Annotated in this window: 8 protein-coding genes and 3 pseudogenes; 6 read left to right on the top strand and 5 right to left on the bottom strand. The window is 59.7% G+C overall.

What is annotated here, in order from left to right:
- Positions 1-1,163 precede the first annotated feature (1,163 nt).
- The 4 genes from ACIPHM_RS19620 to ACIPHM_RS19605 all read left to right on the top strand — a co-directional run bounded on the left by ACIPHM_RS19620 (position 1,164) and on the right by ACIPHM_RS19605 (position 4,206).
- Complete coding sequence (locus ACIPHM_RS19620) at positions 1,164-1,517, top strand: immunity 8 family protein (RefSeq protein ID WP_400331769.1); 354 nt, start codon at positions 1,164-1,166, stop codon at positions 1,515-1,517.
- A 415-nt stretch (positions 1,518-1,932) separates the two neighbouring features.
- The gene (locus tag ACIPHM_RS19615; RefSeq protein ID WP_400331766.1) at positions 1,933-2,175 is read left to right on the top strand and encodes a hypothetical protein; all 243 of its coding nucleotides are present in this window, start codon (positions 1,933-1,935) and stop codon (positions 2,173-2,175) included.
- Positions 2,176-3,057: 882 nt separating this feature from the next.
- A complete protein-coding gene (locus ACIPHM_RS19610) occupies positions 3,058-3,282 on the top strand; it encodes a hypothetical protein (RefSeq protein ID WP_400331763.1) in 225 nt (74 codons plus the stop codon).
- 306 nt (positions 3,283-3,588) lie between these two features.
- Complete coding sequence (locus ACIPHM_RS19605; RefSeq protein WP_400331761.1) at positions 3,589-4,206, top strand: hypothetical protein; 618 nt, start codon at positions 3,589-3,591, stop codon at positions 4,204-4,206.
- A gap of 751 nt (positions 4,207-4,957) precedes the next feature.
- Here ACIPHM_RS19605 and ACIPHM_RS19600 read toward each other — a convergent pair.
- Positions 4,958-5,940: pseudogene (locus ACIPHM_RS19600) on the bottom strand (IS3 family transposase); the annotation flags it as partial.
- 64 nt (positions 5,941-6,004) lie between these two features.
- Here ACIPHM_RS19600 and ACIPHM_RS19595 point away from each other — a divergent pair.
- On the top strand, positions 6,005-7,018 hold the full coding sequence (locus tag ACIPHM_RS19595) for an IS110 family transposase (RefSeq protein WP_400331758.1): 1,014 nt from the start codon (positions 6,005-6,007) through the stop codon (positions 7,016-7,018).
- Positions 7,019-7,247: 229 nt separating this feature from the next.
- On the opposite strand, the pseudogene ACIPHM_RS19590 reads toward ACIPHM_RS19595, so the two are convergent.
- Positions 7,248-7,364: pseudogene (locus tag ACIPHM_RS19590) on the bottom strand (transposase); the annotation flags it as partial.
- Between the two features lie 504 nt (positions 7,365-7,868).
- Complete coding sequence (locus tag ACIPHM_RS19585) at positions 7,869-8,195, bottom strand: DUF6984 family protein (RefSeq protein WP_400332036.1); 327 nt, start codon at positions 8,193-8,195, stop codon at positions 7,869-7,871.
- Between the two features lie 91 nt (positions 8,196-8,286).
- On the opposite strand from ACIPHM_RS19585, the pseudogene ACIPHM_RS19580 reads away from it, so the two are divergent.
- Positions 8,287-8,906: pseudogene (locus ACIPHM_RS19580) on the top strand (IS3 family transposase); the annotation flags it as partial.
- 63 nt (positions 8,907-8,969) lie between these two features.
- On the opposite strand, the gene ACIPHM_RS19575 reads toward ACIPHM_RS19580, so the two are convergent.
- Positions 8,970-9,299 carry a colicin immunity protein gene (locus tag ACIPHM_RS19575; RefSeq protein ID WP_400331756.1) on the bottom strand — a complete coding sequence of 110 codons (330 nt, stop codon included), beginning with the start codon at positions 9,297-9,299 and terminating at the stop codon, positions 8,970-8,972.
- A 6-nt stretch (positions 9,300-9,305) separates the two neighbouring features.
- Positions 9,306-21,056, bottom strand: a complete 11,751-nt coding sequence (locus ACIPHM_RS19570; protein ID WP_400331753.1) for a colicin E5-related ribonuclease — start codon at positions 21,054-21,056, stop codon at positions 9,306-9,308.
- Between the last annotated feature and the right edge of the window lie 8 nt (positions 21,057-21,064).

Raw genomic sequence — 21,064 nt, 5'->3', positions numbered from 1 at the left:
CACTATCATTAGCACTCGACAGGATCGCATTGCTCGGCACCCCCGTACCGCCACCAGCAACCACCGGCGGCGTAATGACGCATGCACCGCCTGGCGTGCAAACCGGCACCGATGGTGTCACCACTGCCCCACCGCTCGCAGGCGGTGTACGGTCATTCTCCTGCATCAGAGGGTTGGCGTCAGCCGGAGGCTGATTACCCGACTGCTGTCGATGCGCTAACAAGAACTGTTTCGCCAACCACGCCCGAGCATCTGCCGGACCATTGAGCATCTCGACGACAACGCTCGCAAATTTTGAGACCAGCCCGCTCTCGCTCGGGTGCGCTTCCGAATTATTCAGCGCCTCGTTCTGCCCCCAGAACGCCCCAGCGTTTGCATCCGAACCTGCCCCTCCCGCACCGAGCGCTCCCGCGAACCCAGCGAGCATCGTCAACGCCGCGCGTTGCGCCGGGTCCGGTGGCTGACCGCCCGCGCCCCTTCTGACTCAGTTAATGCGTCACCGTCACGCACCGCGTGATAAAGCAAAAACCCGGCCTAAGCCGGGTCTCGCCTATACAGCCCCCGGCAGAGGCCAACCCTCTGGTGCAGGAGAATGACCGTACACCGCCTGCGAGCGGTGGGGCAGTGGTGACACCGTCGGTGCCGGTTTGCACGCCAGGGGGTGCATGCGTCATTACGCCGCCGGTGGTTGCTGGTGGTGGTACGGGGGTGCCGAGCAATGCGATCCTGTCGAGTGTTCATGATAGTGGGGGCCGTGACGCGACAAACATGGCTGTGACGTCGGAAGGTACAGCGAACGCAGCGACCCTCCAGGGTTTGAAGGGACAGCTCGCGAATGAGAATCTGGCCAATATCGCGGCGCAGGACTCAAGATTGGCCGCGGCGGTGAATGGTAGCGGCACGTCAGATCCAAATTTCTCTGTTGGAACAGGAACAGTTGCTGAGGCTAACGCGTTGGGGCAGAGTTGGGTAGGTGAAGGTGCTACGCTAGTCTCCAATCAAGCGGCTTGTCCTGGGTGTTTAGTTAGTGCAGACGGAACTATGATTTATAGACCGCCGCAACCAAAATCTTCGCAATTTGCTACAACGGGCGTTCAAGCAAATTTTGTAAGGCAAACGCCGAGTGGAACGATAATTAGCAACGGTCACTTAAATGTAACGCCATGAAAGCAATTGTGAAATCGATGTGGGTGGATAGCCCCACTATAAAGCTGGATAGCTATGTCCCAGACAACCCAGAGAATTTCAGCTTATGGATTGAACTTAGGGTGGGTCCCGACGATTCTGCTGGCGCAGATGATTATCGGGTTCTGGTATGCACGCCAGAATGGCTTCTTCAAAACGTATGGGAGCCACAGTGGGGACGTCACATGTTGATTGTTCGAGAGTACGATCGTTCAGTCATCGAGAGATGCGTCGACGATTACATCGCGAAATGTTCGGGCGACGAGTGGGGAATCGTCGCGAAGAAGATTGCGCGTAATCTCTCTTGGGAGTTCGAGGACTACCAAGATTAGCTGAGTGCCATCGCGAACGCCGGTGTTGGCGACTTGTTGCCACAAACACGTCCGACGAGGCCGCACGGCTCGTCGGGCAAAGTCGTGAAACCTCGGTCGCCAACGTCGTCAATGGCTCAACATCAGGCGAGCAGGTCGCTGTCTCAGGGCTTGGTTCCACGGATATTGGGTCGTCGCGGCGAACGGTGATCTAATTGAAATGGGCAATCGATGCAGGTTCATTACTACATGAATTCGGTTACGGGTAAGGTCGATTACGTTACGCCAGACTTCAAGGTGAAAGGGGTAGTGAAACCGTGAAAGTGCGTATGCGAGACCGCGTGACTATAAAGGGCAAGGCGATGATCCAAGTTTCACGTTAGGGAAGACATACGTTGCTCTTGGTGTTCGTTTCCAGCCAGAAGGCCGTCCAGCAATGATCACGGTTCAGCGAGACTCCGATAGCACGCCGGTCCTGGTGGAGCTTCAATGCTTTGATGTTGTCGATCCGGCAGTTCCTAATGACTGGACCTTTTTGGATTTCGGTAGCGGGCGCTATTCCATAGCACCTAGAGAGTTTGGCGGCGATTTCTGGGATCGCTTCCATGACGAGAACCCGGAAGCCGAAAAGACGTTTGAACAGGTCATAGAGAGACTTAAGATTTTCCACGAAGCCTAAACTGCAAGTACAAGCGGCCTCAGCGAGCCCGAACCCGGCATGCCGGGTTTGTGCTTTATGGCGTTGGCGAGTGTGACGGTGACGTATTAACTGGGTCTGAGCTGGCGCGGGTTGTCAGCCACTGGCCCCGGCGCAACGCGCGGCGCTGACGATGCTCGCTGGGTTCGCGGGAGCGCTCGGTGCGGGAGGGGCAGGTTCGGATGCAAACGCTGGGGCGTTCTGGGGGCAGAACGAGGCGCTGAATAATTCGGAAGCGCATCCGAGCGAGAGCGGGCTGGTCTCAAAATTTGCTAGCGTTGTCGTCGAGATGCTCAACGGTCCGGCAGACGCTCGGGCGTGGCTAGCGAAACAGTTCTTGCTAGCGCATCGACAGCAGTCGGGTAATCAGCCTCCGGCTGACGCTAACCCTCTGGTGCAGGAGAATGACCGTACACCGCCTGCGAGCGGTGGGGCAGTGGTGACACCATCGGTGCCGGTTTGCACGCCAGGGGGTGCATGCGTCATTACGCCGCCGGTGGTTGCTGGTGGTGGTACGGGGGTGCCGAGCAATGCGATCCTGTCGAGTGTTCATGATAGTGGGGGGCGTGACGCCACAGACAATAGCTTGCCTACCAACGCATCTCAGCTGTCGCACATCTTCCGTGACGATACTGGACATCTGACGGATTCTCCCGAGAATCAGCGAGCGTTGGTCAATCTGGTGAACAATTCTGCAAACAGTTTGGGCACGGACCAGTTTGGGAATCAATGGTTTGCTCAAATGCAGCCAAACGGAACTCAGCTTTGGGGAAGTGTCCGAAACGGGGTTATCCAAAATGGCGGATTGAATACGACGCCACGAAGCTTTAGCCCAGCTACTGGATTATCGAAAGGAAAATAGCAATGAACACGGAAAACTTGACGCCCGAAATTGCGTACCTAGCAATGTACGAGTTCTTGGTAGAGCTGTATCAGCGGACGGAATCGGACGAGTTAGGTTCGCTTTTGGGCAACATGAGCTATCTAGCCGACGGTGAGACTGCTGATCCGGCAGTTTGGAAAGATTGGATGCGCTGCGTGGACAAGGTCTTGGCTGGACGAGGTGATGCTGAACTTAAATTGCGATGATTTGTTGCCACAAACAGTGGGACGTCAGGGGCGAACTCCGCGTTTGATACGTCGATTACCTCGCCGGGAAGCAAATTCCTGAATGTCCAGACGGACGTAACCGCCGAGCAGTTTCAGTCGAACCTGATCTCGAAAGGGTATGACGTTACCAGCCAAGGTACTGGGAAGAATGGGGCATTCACGGTTCTGAGCAACGGGTCTTCCACCTATACGATTTACACTCGTTCAAGCACGGGTTGCGCTGGCGCTCAGTACTTCGGGCCGGGCAGGGCATCGGTCAAGTTCTCGCTCAAAGGGCAGTAACTAATGTTTGACGACACCGTTGACGAGGGGCATATGAGTCTGGGCGAAGGGAATGTGGTTTATCAGCGGAGGGCGTTTGATAACGTCGTTAAGGCGCTGGATTTCGATAGGACGCTACCGGACCGTGTTCATGTGGGACCTTGGAGCGACTTTCTATTCTTCCCGTCCGATCACGTCTTCGCGCCAGACTTCCAGGAAGTTGTGCGCGAACTTCTGAGTGTCGAACGGGCTCATGTCGCGTGCCTTCTCAACCTTGACATGACCGAGCGGTTTGAATTTGACAGCATTGCGGCGATCTTCTTGGACGAGATGATTAGTGGAGTCGCGTACGACGATAAGTTACGTGACGGTGGTCCTGCGAGCGGTTGGCTTTACAGGGTTGATAGGTACGTTTGTGCATCTGACGTAGGCGATTGGTGCATCTATTGCGAGAAAAGCAATGACGTCGCCGTCATCGGGTTGCGCGACATTGGCGGCATCGGAAAATTCGAGACACCTCTCAAGCGATTGTGGGCTAAGCCAATTAACGAGTTGATTGATGGGGGTAGTTCCCCGGTCTTTCCATTCGACCAACTGGTGCCAGCGTGGCGTCAAGGGTTAGTGCAAAACTACGGTCGCTAACGCGATAGCGTAGGGTAGGCTTGCATCGGCTTTTAACCGGACAGCAGCAGTGAGACGAACCCGGCCGAGCGCCGGGTTTGTACTTTATTGCGTCTGAGCGTGTCGCGGCGCTGCCATCCGATTTGTGCAATTCGCGGGTGTTGTGCGTGTGGCACCGATTGGCTAGAGAAGCCGGTTTGCGACTTCCCTGCGAGCTTCTTCGTTGCTGTGCATTTCCTTAATTCCGTTGATCGCATGTCGTAGCCATTCATCGGCAATGACGCGATGTTCCGCGTGTGGCCGGTTGGCTGGACTGGCTGTCGGATTGCGCGAGTGGGCGTCGTTGTTCTGCATGAGAATCCCCTGTTGAGAGCACACACATTACGCACGCGCCAAAGCGCTTGCAAAAACCCGGCAAACTGGCGCGGATATTAGGTTTGCGGCGGTACACAGTAAAAGTGTCGGGACTGCGCCGAAAACTGCGTTGCTGTGCGTAACCCAGGCGTGACAAGGGTTCGCGGGTGGTGCGATTTGCACCACGCAATGGTTAGAGTCGGGCAGGCATTGGGCTCGTCGTATCTGTTCAGCCGCCGTCGTGGGCTGCTGTAATTCGAGCAGTTCGACGTGCCGCGTGTACGGTGTTGGCTGTTGAAATTCGCTGGTAATTGCGTCGACGAACTGGCTGGTGCGCTGGCTGATGATGTCGCACATGACTTTGTAATTGACGGTCGTGGGGGAGTTGACCTCCCCCCGGATAACCGAGCACTTTGGCCTAGAGAGTTCCGGCTTCAAGGTGGGCAAGTCGGAACTCACCCGGGGTCAAATCGCCTAGCGAACTATGCGGTCTGAAGTCGTTGTAATCCTGTCGCCAGCCTTCGATCTTTTCTCGGGCATCGTCCAGTGACAGAAACCAATGCACGTTCAGGCATTCATCCCGAAAACTGCCGTTAAATGACTCGATGAACGGATTGTCCGTGGGTTTGCCGGGACGGGAGAAGTCCAACATTACGCCATTTTCATACGCCCAGTGATCCAGCGCATGAGAAATAAATTCGCTCCCATTATCGACCTGTATCCGTTTCGGGGTACCTCGCAGCGCTTTTAGATGTCCCATCGTTGCCACCACATCGGCTGCCTTCAAGGCGTAATCGACGGTAATCGCCAAGCTCTCCCGACTAAAGTTATCGACCACAGTTAAGGCCCGGATTTTCTGCCCGTTGAACAACTGATCGGCCACGAAATCCATGCTCCAGCATGCATTCACCGTAGAGATTTCGGGGCGCTCCATACGGTGTGCGGCAGCGACACGACGGCGAGGCCGCTTACGCCTCAGGTTCAGCCCCTCTTCACAGTAGATTCGGTAGGTCTTCTTGTGATTGATCAACCAGCCTTCGCGGCGCAGTAGAACGTGAATGCGCTCTACGCCGTAGCGTATCCGAGTCTCGGCAATCTCCCGGATGCGCCGGCGCTCGGCACGGTCGTCACGTGGGCTCGGCACATAGAAGTACGTGGCCTGGCGTAGCTGCAATAGTGCTGTCGCACGCCGGATGCTCACTCGATACGCTTGAATCAAAAAATCAGCCAGCTCGCGCTTACGGGCTGGCTTCACAGCTATTTTTGCACCACCTCCTGAAGCATTTGCTTGTCGAGGCTTAGGTCCGCCACCATGTGCTTGAGTCGGGCGTTCTCCTCTTCGAGTTGCTTTAGGCGCCGCAACTCGGAAACTCCGAGGCCGCCGTACTTCTTCTTCCAGTTAATGGGATGGACTGCCCCGGAAGGGGTATCGTGCTAATGACTCATCTCGTTTTCGGAGGCCATCATGGCAATCTCTTTTCTCGGAATCGATGTGGCAAAAAATGTGTTCCAACTGCACGGCGTCGACGCGTCTGGGAAAATCACGCTACGACGCCGTGTCGCGCGGTCGCAACTCATGGAAGCCATTCTGAGGCTCACGCCGTGCACCATCGGCATGGAGGCATGTGGCAGCGCCCACCATTGGGCCAGGGAGTTCGCCAAGCTGGGCCACGCGGTTCGGTTGATCAGTCCGCAGTTCGTCAAACCCTTCGTCAAGGGAAACAAAACCGACAGCAATGATGCAGAGGCCATATGCGAGGCATTACAACGCCCCTCAATGCGATTTGTTCCCGTAAAGTCTGTTGAGCAACAGGATGTTCAAAGTCTGCATCGTGCTCGCAGTCGCCTGGTCAACAATCGAACCGGCCTGGTCAGCCAGATGAGGGGCATCTTGGCCGAGCGTGGCATTGTGTTTGCTCAGTCAATCACGCGGGCGCGTCGGGAGATTCCCGCTATTGTTGCTGACACCGGCAATGCGCTCACACCACTCGCGCGGGAAATGTTGTCCGATCTCATGGACCAGTTGCGGGAGCTTGACAGTCGAATCTCCGGTTTTGACAAGCGCATTGATGCGGTCTTCAAGGCCAGTGAAACATGCCAGCGCATCGCGAAGATCGAAGGCGTCGGCCCCAAAACGGCCACAGCCATTGTGGCCGCTGTCTCGACCCCCAAAGACTTCAAGAACGGGCGTCATTTCTCCGCATGGCTGGGCTTGGTGCCTCGCCAGTGCTCAAGCGGCGACAAAACGAGACTCCAGGGAATCAGCAAACGCGGCGATCGACATCTGCGAACACTACTAATTCATGGCGCGCGAGCGGTACTTCGAACGGCCCCGACTAAACAGGATAGAAAGCATGCTTGGGCTTTGGCGCTTAAAGAGCGGCGTGGCGCAAATCGTGCGATCGTCGCAATGGCCAACAAGATGGCTCGTACCATCTGGGCCGTGCTCGCCTCAGGCCAGCCTTACCACCCTGCGTAACCTTACTTCCACGACGATGCGTTGATGATTGACAAGCGGCACACCGGTCGATCCGGCGAACAGGGAACCTGATTTTTATAACGGCCCTTGAGGTCTTCCAGTTGTTGAGGCCTGTTCGTGCGGATTTCCAGTTAGGCGCAGGGCTTACCCATGACTGCCGGATATATGTACGCAATCGACTCTCGTGCTCATCAAAACATCAACTTGCTATCCAGGGCAGTCCATATATGTAGAACGTGGCTTCGGAAATACCCATCTTCCGACACACTTCTGCCACCGTGGTACCCAGTTCGGCCTGCTTCAGCGCGAACGCGATCTGCTCTTCCGTGTACCTAGATTTCTTCATGCAAACCTCCCGCCCGTCAGGGCTTCAAATTTGCCAGAAATCTCTACTTCTCGCCGCTACGTTTTTTCGGGCGGAGGTCAATTGGGCCCGCTCAACCAGTAGCAACCTCTATGGCAATCACCTCACCCTGCAGAATCGAATCCACATGCCGTTTCCCTTCCGACAAAGAGAAGCCGCAACACTCTCGAAGTAGCGAGCCGAACTGAACCTTGTTAAAGCCAGTATTCCATCCTGTAACGCGAATCATCGTCACTAGTTCACCTTGATCGTAATGCTGCGAGGGACTTTACCTGGGCTCGCACCAAAAGTCCGTGTGCCGCCGTTGATGACAACCTCGTCAACCCCGTATTGTTGACCTAAAGCACGAGCAATATTCCGCTGTTGACTAACGCTGCTCGATCCGGCTCCGGGACCATCGATGTGCATACCATTCAATATGAGCTGATTGCCGCTCTGCGTCATTTCCGTTACGACGGACAGGTCGCCGTTCACCCCCAATCCATATCACGCGGTCGGCAACTGCTTCAATGGCGAGAAATCAACCTTCCATATATCAAGCTCGTAGAGATCGCCATGCTCGTCCAAGTTGATGGCAACCATAATTGGTATGCCCTCGCTATCGATGAATTCCTTTTCGACCAACTGTGCGCCGAGACGGCGAGGCCTCGCATCTGAGGCGCAAAAGCGCAGGCTCCCCATTCCACCATCGTTCATTTCTTCAACGCGGGCGCCAACAAGAGAACCGAGAAGCTGCGCTGCTTGAGGCTTCCCCGCGATCAGCACAGTTAGCAGCGCCCTCTCATCATCTTTTAACGATCTCACAGTGCCCATATTCATCTCGGTGGCGTAATTCGCCCTACGTTAATCGTGCCGCTAGGGAGCTTGTAGGCACTGTAGTTGAAGGTCGTCCCATTCGAGCGCCAACGGTATCCGAGCCCGCCACAAGCGCCGTTATCGCGCGACAACCGATTCTCGGCACAAGCTGCCGGTCGCACCGAATGTGTTGAACCGCAACTTCACGCCGGCCGAGCCCAATCAGGTGTTTACCTCGGACATCACGTACATCTGGACCGACGAAGGCTAGCTGTATCTGGCGGTCACGCTGGACCTGTTAATCGGGAGGTCGTGGGCTGGTCGGTCAAGCCGCGCATGACGACCGAACTCGTGGCCGATGCGCTGACGATGGCGTGGTTCCGCCGCCGGCCCGGGCCGGGTGCGCTGCATCATTCGGACAGAGGCAGTCAATACGCCAGCCACGACTTCCAGCGCAAGCTGGCCGCGTACGAGATGCGCTGCTCGATGAGCCGCAAAGGAAATTGTTGGGACAACGCGCCGACGGAAAGCTTTTTCAACAGCTTGAAGAACGAGCGGGTCCACGGCATGAGGTATCGCACGCATCGCGAAGCCGTGGCGGACTTGTTCGAATACATTGAAGTGTTTTATAACCGCAGTCGTCGTCATTCATCGCTTGGCTTCATGTCGCCAACTCAGTTCATGCAAGACTGGCTTGCGGCTCAGCGGACAAAGGATACGGCTGCATAACCCAGGGCCTCTGGAAGGCGAAAAGCCGAGGGAAGCTCATGGTTAGGATGGTCTTCGCTCAATTCACCAGCCTGTTATCCGCGGGGCCGTCACAACAAAGACATCATGCACACGGCTCTCCGAACGAATGAACTCGGCCGCAGCTAGATTGTTTTGTTCCGCGGCACTAACCTCGACGGGCGGATCGGCTCCATCCCAAATGCAATCGAGCCTCGCTTCGAATCCGGGGGAGTGCCAAAGACCTCCCTCAATCCGAGCAATAACCAAGCCGTGTTGCCCCGCCCGCTCACAAACCGTGATTGCTGCATCGGCAGAGAGCTTCATCACAACGCTGCCACCAAGTGAGAAAAATTCATCCGGCGAATCGTAGCGTCGTTGGAGATCAATTTTCATCGTGACTCACTTCCATTTAATTCGACTGTCGGGAACCCAGCCCGGATCGTTCTTGCCGCTCACCTGGACAACTTCGCCAGTCCTATCGTTAACCACAACATAACCACTCTTCGATCCATACACGGATGCAGGATCATTTCTCAGCAACCCGTCTGAGGTCTTCCCTGCAGATCGATTATCCATCGCCGTTCCAACCGGTCCCTCATTGACGACTGCTTGCATTTCCTCCTGTGTCCATCCACGACCCTCAAGTTGGCCGCCGATCTTGCCGTCGATAATAATCTTGCCTGTATCTGTGGCGTCACGCCCCCCACTATCATTAGCACTCGACAGGATCGCATTGCTCGGCACCCCCGTACCACCACCAGCAACCACCGGCGGCGTAATGACGCATGCACCCCCTGGCGTGCAAACCGGCACCGACGGTGTCACCACTGCCCCACCGCTCGCAGGCGGTGTACGGTCATTCTCCTGCACCAGAGGGTTGGCGTCAGCCGGGGGCTGATTACCCGACTGCTGTCGATGTGCTAACAAGAACTGTTTCGCCAGCCACGCCCGAGCATCTGCCGGACCATTGAGCATCTCGACGACAACGCTCGCAAATCTTGAGACCAGCCCGCTCTCGCTCGGGTGCGCTTCCGAATTATTCAGCGCCTCGTTCTGCCCCCAGAACGCCCCAGCATTTGCATCCGAACCTGCCCCTCCCGCACCGAGCGCCCCCGCGAACCCAGCGAGCATCGTCAACGCCGCGCGTTGCGCCGGGTCCAGCGGCTGACCGCCCGCGCTCAGGGCTTGAATCAGATCCGGCATCAGGCCTGCACTTATCGCCGCACCAATAGCACCACCGGAACAGCCACTGCCGGATGCCGCACTGCCAACACACCCCAAAGCCCCATGCGTTGCTATGTACGTCAACTCACCAGATAAGCCGTCTCCAAACGTGCCCGCAACCTTTCCTTCTCCAATCTCAAACGCCAGCGCCGCACCAAGATTGCTAACTCCACTGCCCTTTAACGCCTCAAGGAAACTGCCGTCCCGAATCGCCGACGCCACACCTGCCTGAATCGCGGACACTGCGGCAATGGCTAACAATTGCCGCGCGTAATCGCTCGCAGTCGACGCAACCGCCTTGCTTGCCAGCCCTTGTGCAACGCTTGGGTTCGCCCCGGCCAGATTCGCAAGACTGTTGGACGAACCGCCCATCGAGAAGCCGATTCCGTCGGCACCGTTGACGGTAATCCCCTGTGTCAGTCCGGCTGTCAGGCCCGACACCGCGCCAGCCTTCAGCATTTCACCGAAGTTGAGCGTGCCGCTTGAGGTCAGTTGCGCGACAGCCGAATTGAAGGCTCCGGCAGAAGCCGCCGTGACCACCGCGTTGCCCACCGTCCCCGCCGCAAGCCCTGAGAGCAAGCCACTTGTGAGTGCGGCGCTGGCAGCGGCCTCGGCCGTTGCCGCCACCCCACCCTGAGCCAAAACGGAGATCGCCGCATCAAAAGCCGCCTGATGCGCCACCGTTGCCAGCGACGCCGAAATGCCCGCTCCCACCGTCGCGGTCATCGCGGCAACAACGATCATCCCAACCTGCTGAATCCCGAAATTCCCGCCCTGCTTCACGAACTCCGTGTGCAAGTTGTCTTGCAACGTCTGCTGTAAGAAGTTCTCGCCCAACTGGCTCGCCACGCCCGCCAGAAACGCTTGCGTTGCTGCGTGATCGATCTGGCCGTTCGGGTCCAGCAGCGTCAGCGCCCCGCCGATCTGGTTGAGCTGATCGACGTTCAGCGTCAGCCCGCCCGCCGCCGCGCTCATGAAACCGCCCGGCTGCACCGTCGTGCCCGTTGTCTTCAGGTACCCGGCGTCCTTGATGTAGCTCCAGATCTCGCCAACATCCACCACGTTCGCGCGGTTCGTCAGCGTGCCCGTGTTCACCGTCAGCGTGCCGCCCGACGTGATCGAGCCCGTGTTCAGCACACTGCCGCCCGTCGCGCTACCGCCAAAATTCAACGACAGGTCATTGCTTGCCAGAATTTGTCCGTCTGCCGACAGCGCCGTGAAGTTCTCCGGCAAATACACCTGCGGCATCAACGCCATTACCGTCGGGCATTTCGCGTTACCCGTTGCCTGGCACCCCGGCTCCGGAACGGTTTGCTCCACGTACCACAGCATCGGTTGCGACAACCCGCTGATCTGCTCCGGCGTGAGCGCCTGACCTACCTGGATGTTGTTCGTCTTCGCGTACTCCACCGCGTTGCCGTACAGCACCAGTTTTTGCTGGTCGAGCACCGTCAACTGCGACTTGCTGTCCGTCGACAAGCCATTGACGAAGCTCGCCTTGCCTGTCTGTGTGAGCGCTGCCTGCTGAAGTTGGATCGCCTCTTGCTGCGGCGAGAAGTAGAACGTCGTCGTACTCGGCTGCAGCGACGACGGCAGATTCGACAGCAACACTTGTGGCGACACCGGGTCGAGCACCGCACCCAAACCGCCAACCACATAGCGCGGACCGCCTTGCGTGCCAGTCGTACTCGTAAGAATGGAGTGCTGTGTGCCGCCCAAGCTCACCGGAATCGTCAGGTTCAAGCCACCGTTTGCCGGCGCCAGACTGATCACCTGCGGCGGATTGCCCACTTGCGGCGTGTAGGTGTTCGCCGTTGTGATGCCGTTGACCAGACTCGTGCCCGCCAATGACACGGACTGCCCCACGACATTGCCGATGTTGACAATCTGTCCGCCGGACGTCACCTTCAGGTTCGGCGCCTGAATCGTCGCCGCGATGTTGCCCACAGGCGTCGGTGGGTTGATGACCCCGCCCACGCTCGTATAGGCATCGCCATACAGTGATGTGCATTCCGCAGCACTGCCGCAGCTCCAGACATCGTGACGCTTGTCCGGGTCGAACATCCCCGTCTCTTCCACCCAATGCGAGTGCCAATAGGCATTGAGCGTCTGAGCACTGTTCACCACCGGGCCGCTCACGTTGATCGTCGCATTCGTACCCGCCGTGATCAGACTGCCGACGTTCGTCAGCGACCCGCCATCGATCGTAAGATTGTTCCCCGCTCCGATGATCGACGCGTCGCCCGACTGCTTATCGACGTATGCCTCGCAGTAACTCTCCTTGTAACCCCCCGCCGTCATACAGCCCGCGTATTTTTCGAGCGTCCCGTAGTTCTCGTGCACCTGAACCGGTGGCGGCAACGTGTTGGTGATCTTGCCCGCCACGTTAAGCGTCAGGTCGTTGCCCGCGAGGATGTTGCCCGACGTATTGGTCAGCGAGCCGGCTGGCGTCGTGCTCGTGGCAGACGAGCCAACGCCCTCGACTACGAGGTCGTGGCCGGCAATCAGATCGCCGTATTCGTTGTTGATCGTGCCTGCCGCAATCGTGAGATCGTTGCCGGCGGTGATCGCGGCGTTGTTCTGCGCGAAGGTGAAACTCGTCGTATCCGGGTTTTGCCCACGAACGTCGTTCCCCTTGAAGCACGCCAGATTGTCCACGCCCCCGGCACATCCGGCTTGCGAAGTGAACTGCTGGGTGTTGCCGCCGCGGTTCGTCAGGCTCGCGGCATTGATATTGACGTTGTTCCGGGCGTAAATCATGCCCTCGTTCACCAGATTCCCGCCGTTGATGGTGAGGTCGTTCGCGGCGGTGATCAGACCGAGAGATGAAGACCAGGTGATCGCCGACGTGGAACTCGGTGCCGTGGCATTCGGGTTGACGACAAACGTTACATCGGGTTTGTTGGTGTTGTAGTAGTCACGAGCCGGGTCATAGGTGCTGCGGACAATGACGGTCCCCGCCGCCATGATCTGCCGAAGCATGGCCGTGTACTCGGCCTGATCGACCCAACTGAACGCCTGACTCGTTGTCGTCGATGCCGCAGCCCCGTTTGACAGCGCATCGACGTTGAGCAGCACGTTTCTGGCCGCCGCGATTTGCCCGCCCTTGTTTGACAGGCTTCCGGCAGTCATCGTGACGTCGTTGCCCGCGATCATGACGCCCGGCGCGCCCATTTCCATGACGGTCGCCCTTTGATGCACCGTCGGGAGCGTGACGGCGATGGACGACGTCGCACGCGGCATGGGACTGCCACTGATCAGAACCGAAGCGCCCTCCCCAGGCCCGAACCGATTCAGGTAAAAAACGCCTGAACCCGCTACTGGCGACGAGGCTCCCGCCGTGCAAAAGTATGGCGCTACGGTGCATCTCTCCCCCGACCAAACGTGAACACCATCCGGCTTGCCCGCCAAGGTGCGGCCGGTTGGGGAAAGCAGATCTCCCAGCGTCGCATTGGCTGATGAACTCATCAGCTCGGCAGTCATGTTGCCTTCACCACCGGTGCCGTTCGGAAAACCGAAGAAGTAGTTGATCTTCGAGCCGACCATCGCGCTCCAGATCAGGTACGGATCGATGACGTCGGTTGTCGTGGTCACCGCCCCACTCCCTTCGGCCTGGTCATTGACGACCGACGCGGCATTCACCGTCAGGTTTTTCCCCGCGATGATCGTGCCCGCAATGTTGTTCAACTGCCCCGGCAGTGCGAATGTGATGTCCCCGACGGCTTGCGTCTTTGCGCCCGCATTCGAGAAGTTCGGACCGTTCGCTTGCAAGTTACGCCCGGCTTCCAGCAGCCCGCGATTGATCACATTGCCCGTCATCGTCAGGTCGCGCTCGGCGTGAATCGACGCGCCCGCAACATTCGACAACTCGGCGCTCACCGCCACATCGCTGCCCCCCACCACCTTGCCTCGGTTGGTGAACCAGCCTTGGCTCGCCAGTGTGAGTGCGCCATTGCTCTGAATCGTCCCGTCGTTGATGAGCGACGACAGGCCCGTGAGCATCGCGCTCGCACCAGCCAACTGGAGCACCCCCTTGTTGTTGATGGCGTCTGCTGTAATCGCCAGCGATTCGCCTGCCTGCAACGCGCCGCCTGTGGCATCGAACGCTGCCTTGTTCATCGTCGCCGTTAGATTGCGCGACGCGGCAAGCTGGCCGCCTGCGGTCGTCACCGTGCCCGCGCCATTGACCGTCAACTCGAGATCCGCGCTCCCTGGCTCCGCTTTGGTCACGTTGCCTGCCAACATCATGCCGCCGTCGTTGTTCAAGCCGCCGACGTTGAGCGTGATGCCGTTCGCACCGAGCACCGTGCCGCGATTGGCTAGCGTTCCGTGTGCATTCACGAAGGTGGTGCCACCGTTCATCAGACCGTCGTTGGTGACGTTCTCCGTCGCGCTCAACGTCAACGCTTTGGTCGACACCAGTTGCCCTTTGGCCCGGTTAACAATGTCGTTTGCAAAAATCGACAGCGGCCCTGCGCTGAGCACCGAGGTACCTGCCGAGTTGGTGAAAGTCCCCGCCCCTGCGTTGAAAGTCGTAGCGCCGTTGATCAACGCCAGCCCGTGCGTCTCGATAGCGCGGGTTGCAGTGACGTCCAACCCGCCGCCGACAATCATCTCGCCGGTGTCGACACGGGTGCCACTAAAATGCGCATCTTTCGTTACGAAGAGTTTCCCGGCGCTCGAATCGAGCGTATCGGTAGCCGCTGCCGTGAAGGATTTCGACGCTGTGGTCGAACCGTTGATGACGACGTTGCGACCGGTGAGCGTCATGTCGCCGACGACGGCGTTGGTGCCGCCTATCGCGAGCCGCTCCCCTGCACGCAGCGTGACTGCGTTGTTACTGGAAATATCCGCAGCGTTCAGGTCGCCCTTCTGCGCAACGAGCGTCATCGCGCCCATGCTGGACACCCCTTGCAGCGCAGTCAGATGGACCGCGGCGGTCGCATCGAACACGCCGCCCACAATCGTCTTGCCCAACATCAGGCTACCGCCTGTGCTCGCGAGCGAGACCTTCCCGATAGCCGTCAATGTCCCCAGCGATGCATCGCCGTGCGCCGCGATCTTGGCGTCGCCCGCTGTCTCGATGCCATTCAGTTCCAATTTGCCGCGCGACGCGATCGAGACGTCTTTGCGGAACGCCAGCATGTCGTTCTCGCTCGCGATATCGCCACCCGATTTCAGCGTCGCCGAGCCATTGCCCAGCAAACGACCGAGCGTCATCGAGCCGCCCGAGGTCAGCGTTGTGTCGCCGTTGATCTTCCCGCTGCCGATGGTGAGCGCACTGCCTGCGTTGGCGATGAAATCGCGAATGGCCGTGATCGGGCCGTGCAGAGTGAGATTGCCGCGCGTCGCAGTCAGGGCAATGCTCTCATTCGCGGACACCGCCCCGTCAATGGTGAGATCACCCGTCGCGACGGCGTCTACGCCTGCCCCTGCCGTTACCGCACCATCGACAATGACATCGCGCCCCGCAACCATCTTCAGACCATTCCCCGTGGCAATATCGCCAGCGACACGCACGTCGCTCATGCCACTCGCCGTGAGCGTTGCCGATTTACCCGCTTGAACGGACGCCGCGGAAAGCTCGCCCATTGTGGACATCTTCAAGGCATCGCCTGCGACGATTGCTCGTGCGACGTCTGTGGCTTTGCCGGAGGTCGTCGTGAGTCCGCCTTTACCGAAGGTCAGCGACGTGGCTTTCAGCGTGCCGCCCGCGTTCATCACACCGGCCTGAGCGCCCGCGGCGACGCTACGCACGTCCCCCAATGTCATGTCGCCACCGGCCGTCAAACGCACGAGGCCGTTGGCCGCAGTGTCGCCTTGCATCGTCAACGACTTGCCGGCGTTGGCCATGATGTCGCCTTGTGCGCCAACATTGCCTGTCGAGATTGCACCGTGCGATGCCGTCAGCGCGAGACTGCCTGTCGATGCCGTATCGGCCTTGAGAAGAATATTCCCGGTCTTGGCCGTGAATGTAATGTTCTCGCCCCCAACGGCGTTGCCGGTCACCGTGACATCGCGTGCGCCGGTCATCGTCCACGCACCAAGCGCCACGGCGTCACCGCTTACGGTCACATCTCCGCCGCCGGCTTTTCCGTCTGCCGTCACGGTAAGTGACTGGGACGCCTGCACGTCATGCAACCCCACGCTGTTTGCCGCGTGAACATTGACGCGCTGTCCGGCAAGCGTGCCGGTCAATACCGTGTTGCGGCCAGCACTCAACGTGACGTCCCGCCCGAAGACCGCCGTGCCGTCGCCCTTAACGTCGTTCCCGGCCTGCAATTCGCCAAAACCTTGAACGCTCACCTCTCCCCTCAGCGTGAGGTCATCCGCCGCCGACGCGCGCAAATCGCCCTGAATGTTCAGCTTGCCGTCCAACGATGCATTGCCCGCACTCCTGGCCCATAACGTGCCGGAAGTCGTCACCCCTGCATTGATGGTGAGGTCGCCCGTGCGCGTAAGCAACGACAGATCGCCCAACGTGAGTGCGGATCCAGTGATCGACAGATTTCGCTGGGCAATCAACTCGCATGCAGCGCCGCACGTCACGCTGCCGGGCAACAGAACGTCGCGTGCCGCAACCGCCGAGAACGCGTGCGGCGACGACACGGCACCGTTGAACGTGATGTCTCCCCGGCCACCCAATGCCCCCGCGGCGCCAGTCGTCACGACTTTCACCCCGGCTGCCGAGTTAAGTATGCCGAACGTCGCATCTCCACCTGCCGTCACGTCGATGCCGTTCGCCTGCACGCTTGCCGTGAGATCGGTGTCACCCTTCGAGGCGAGCGTCGCCTTCCCGACGAATACGACTTTGCCGGTGCCGTCGCCCGCATCGAACAACGTCCGCCCGGCGCTCAGATTTGCATTGACACCGACAAGCACTGCGCCGAGTTGCAGATCGTGCCCCGCGTTGACCTCGATATCGCGCAGCGCGCTCGTCGACGCGCCGAGCACAACGTCTTGCCCGGCACCGACGAACAGATTCGCGCCACCACTGATGCCACCTTGTGAGCGAACACTCCCGGCCTGTGCCGTGAGACGTGCGTCGCCGACCGACTGGATTGCGCCATTCACTGCAATGTCGCGCTGCGCATCCAGTGTCGTTGTAGCTCCGCCGCCCAACATGCCTGCGACGGTGATGTCTCGTGCCGCTTGCAACGTCACCACCCCAGGTGCGCCGGCGGTGCCATTGACGTTGATGTCACCGCCGCCTACGAGGCCCTTCGCGACCAATGCCAACGCCGCAGCAGACTCTGCATTCTTCACGGTAATGTCGTTATCCGCCGTGACCGTCAAACCACCGCCTTGCAACAACCCGCCGTGGTCGACGTCGCGGGCGGCCGTCACATCGAACGCGCCTGTGAACGCGGCCGTCCCGGCGCCGCGCACATCGCGACCAGCATCGATGCGTCCGACACCCTGACCGTGCATCGTCCCGGCAACGACCACGTCACGGCTCGACGTCAGCGTCGTATTGCCCGCGACGACGGTTATTCCGCCCATTACGATATCGGTGCCTGCGATCGCGTTCAGATGATTGCGAACACCGAGCGTGCCCTGCTGATTGACGTTGCCCCGACCCGCTCTCAGGTTGGCATTCCCCACTGCCTGAACGGCGCCCGTGATGTTGACGTTACGCGCCCCAGTAAGGCCGACGTTATCGCCCGTCGCCAATGTGCCGGAAACGCTCACGTCTCGCGCCGCCGTGAGATCGACGGCACCGACCACCTTTGTCGTGCCGTTCAGCACCACGTCGCCGCCGCCGTCATTGCCATTGGCCAAGACGGAGAACGCGCCGTTGGACGTGACGTTTGAGACGGTCGCGCTATTTTCAGCGCTCACCGCCACGGCATTGCCCTGCAGGACACCCGCCAGATTGACGTCGCGCTTGGCGTATAGCATCGCAGTCCTGGAGAATGCCGCCGCGCCAGTGCCTGCGAGATCACGTCCGGCACGCAGGTCGCCCGCAAGCCCCACCAACGCACCACGCAGCAAGATGTCCTGTTCCGCCATCACCGACACATTGCCAATGGCGCTCGTCTGCGGCGCATCTAATGTCACCGATTTCCCCGCGGCAAGCGCGAGCCGGCCGTTGGTACTCAGATCGGCCGTCGTCTTCAGATTGCCGGAGACAGCGGTAATCGCGGCGTCGCCGACCGCGGTCACGCCGCCGTCGAGCTGCACATCGCGCCGACCTGTGACGGTCAGCCTGTCTTTCGTCACGACCCTTCCGGTTCCTTCGACCAGAACGTCGCGTTCCGCCTTCAGTGTGGCGACGCCGAAGGACGCGAGCAGACCTTTCACGCGAATGTCACCGCTGCCTGCCAGGCCGTTTGCCGTGACATCGAGCGTGCCGCCGGTGTGAATATCGCCGAGCGTGACCGCATTGCGGCTCGCGACCACAAGATCCGTCGTCTGCACTTTGCCGCCGAGTGTGGCGTTCCCACCCGCTGTCAGACGTGTATTGCCAAGGAAGTGCGCGCCGCCGCTAATGTCGAGATTCCCCGCAGCATCGATAGCCCCCTCGCGCAGCCCCGAAACATTGCCCGTTACGCGCAGATCGCCGCCAGATCGCAACTTGACGCCGCGTGCTGCCGTGAGACTACCGGCGACGTCAAGTCTCGTGCCCGACGCGGCATCGAGGTCCGCACTCGCTTCGATCGTGCCGGGGACCGTCAGCGCATGGCCTGCGGTTATCGACATCGCCTTGGTCTTGCCAGCCGTCTGGAGTGAGCCTGCAACGTTGATGTTACGCAAGGCGTTGAATGTCACGGTATCGGCACCAGCTGTCGCACCGTTGACATGCACGTCGCGCGCAGCACTGAGCGCTGCCGCGCCGTAGAACAAGACCTCGCCTTGAAGTGCGATATCGCCACCGCCGGCATTGCCCATCGCTCGCAACACCGTATTGCCGACACTGTGCACATCGTTGAGCAAAATACCGTTCGCCGCCTCGACGTCCAACGTCCCTGCCAGCACCGCGCCAGTCATCGAGACGTCGCGGCCAGCGCGCAGCGTAGCGTTCGTGCCGAAAGCCGATTTTCCTTTGCCCGTGATGTCTGCGCCCGCGCGCAAGTCGGCGTCGACCTGCCCCAGCAACGTGCCGTCAACGTTCAACGCCCCGCCTGCGCTCAGTCGTAATGTGTCAGTCGATGCCACGGCCCCCTGAATATCGAGCCCCTCATCCGAGGTCATCGTGAGTGTTGCCCCCGACGCCAGCGTGCCGCCGATATGCGCGCTGCGGCCAGATTGCGTCGACAGCGCACTGCGGCTAGTCAAACGTGCGCCTTGAGCAATCTGGAAATCGCCACCCGTCACAACGGACACGTTGCCGTCTGCTCCCACACTTCCCGTCACGATGACACTGCGTGCAGCATTCGCGGCGAGTGCGCGCGCGATCGTCACCGGACCGGTCAAACGGATGTCACCTTGCGCGACGTCTTGTGTCTCAAGCGACAACTCGCCACCGACTTGCGCTTGCTCGAGCGTAAGCACCTTTGCGGCATTGAGCGTGGCGTCGGCATTCAACTGAATATTCGCCAGCGTCAGATTCGCGCCAGACCGGATGTCCATGGCCTTGGCCGATTGCAGCACACCCACCGACGAAATATCCCCCGTCGCGGTCAATCGGTAGCCGGTCTCGCCAAGTCCGGTCCCGGATAGCGCGACATCGCCTCCACTGGACATCTTCACCTGCTGCTGCGCCGCGTGGTTGGCCACGGCGAGATCGCCACCCGACGACAAGACAAGATCACCCGCCGTCGATGCAAGATCTCCAACCATGCGCACACCCAGGCCGGCCGCGGTGCCGATTACCTGAATCTGCCCCGCCATCATGGCGCCGAAGCGCGTGGCGTCGACAGCGAACGCAGAGGAATTGCCCGTCGCGGTCTGGACGGCCTTGGCCGTATTCGCCACCCCATTCGCCGACGTCACGTAACGTGTCCCCGTGCCATCCACGGCACTGGTCAGCACGTGCTGGTTACCGGTGATCGCGTTGATGCGTGTACCCGCATACAACGGTGCGTTCACCCCGAGTGTCTGGCCGATCAGATCGATGGACCCGACGGTGCCTTCGATGCCACTGCCCGGACCATTCGCCCCGGCATTGCCTTCGAGCTGAATGTGCCCGCTGGTAACGTTGTAACCGAGTGCATTGGCGTTCGCGAAATCGGTTGGTCTGCCACCCGGCCCGCTAAGAAATTCTGGCACGCCGGTCGTCAGCGTCACACCAATCGTGTTGGTGAATCCCGCGCCGCGCACAGAAACGCCGTTCGGGTTGGCGATGATCACCGTAGCGGGTGCGCCGAACACTTCAAGCGGGCCGTTCAGTGCACTTGCGTAAGCACGGCCTGAGGACGTCACCTGGTTGACGATGGTGCCTGCGGTGCGTCCCGAGAGATTCGGGTTGGCCGCCACGGTGCCGCCATTGAGTGACGTGCCATTGACCAGACTGTTGTTGAGGATCAGGCCGGCTGCGTCGACGTTGAACGACTGGAACTGATTGAGCGAGATCCCGGCGGCATTGGGTGCCGTGATGTTGACGACGGGCACGCCGTCGCCGCTCGTCGAAATTTTCGGCGCGAAGACGATGGGTGCGGTCGGATCGGTGATCGGGGCGGCCGACGCCGTCTGCAACCCGACGTGAATACGCAGCGTAGCGAGCGAGCGCATTACGCTCAATGCCGTCTCCTCGGTGTTCGTGTGGTTTTCCGCCAGTTCTCTGGCCGCCGACCGGCTCAGCTCGAACGTCACGGAGATCGGGCCGATGAGCAACGTCAGGGCAACGCACGCCGCAATCACGCGCTGAGATGTGCGGATCGCAGGTGTCTTAGTCGAGAGTGAATCGTCCGCCGGGCCGTTGATGCCAATCGACCGACGAGCGCGCTCCCCCGCCCCGATGAAACCTCTCGAGGATGTTTTCATGACATGCC

Origin of the sequence: Pandoraea sp. NPDC087047 (genome assembly GCF_044745225.1) — a bacterium.
Lineage (GTDB): Bacteria > Pseudomonadota > Gammaproteobacteria > Burkholderiales > Burkholderiaceae > Pandoraea.
This window is presented reverse-complemented; position numbering and strand designations above follow the sequence as displayed.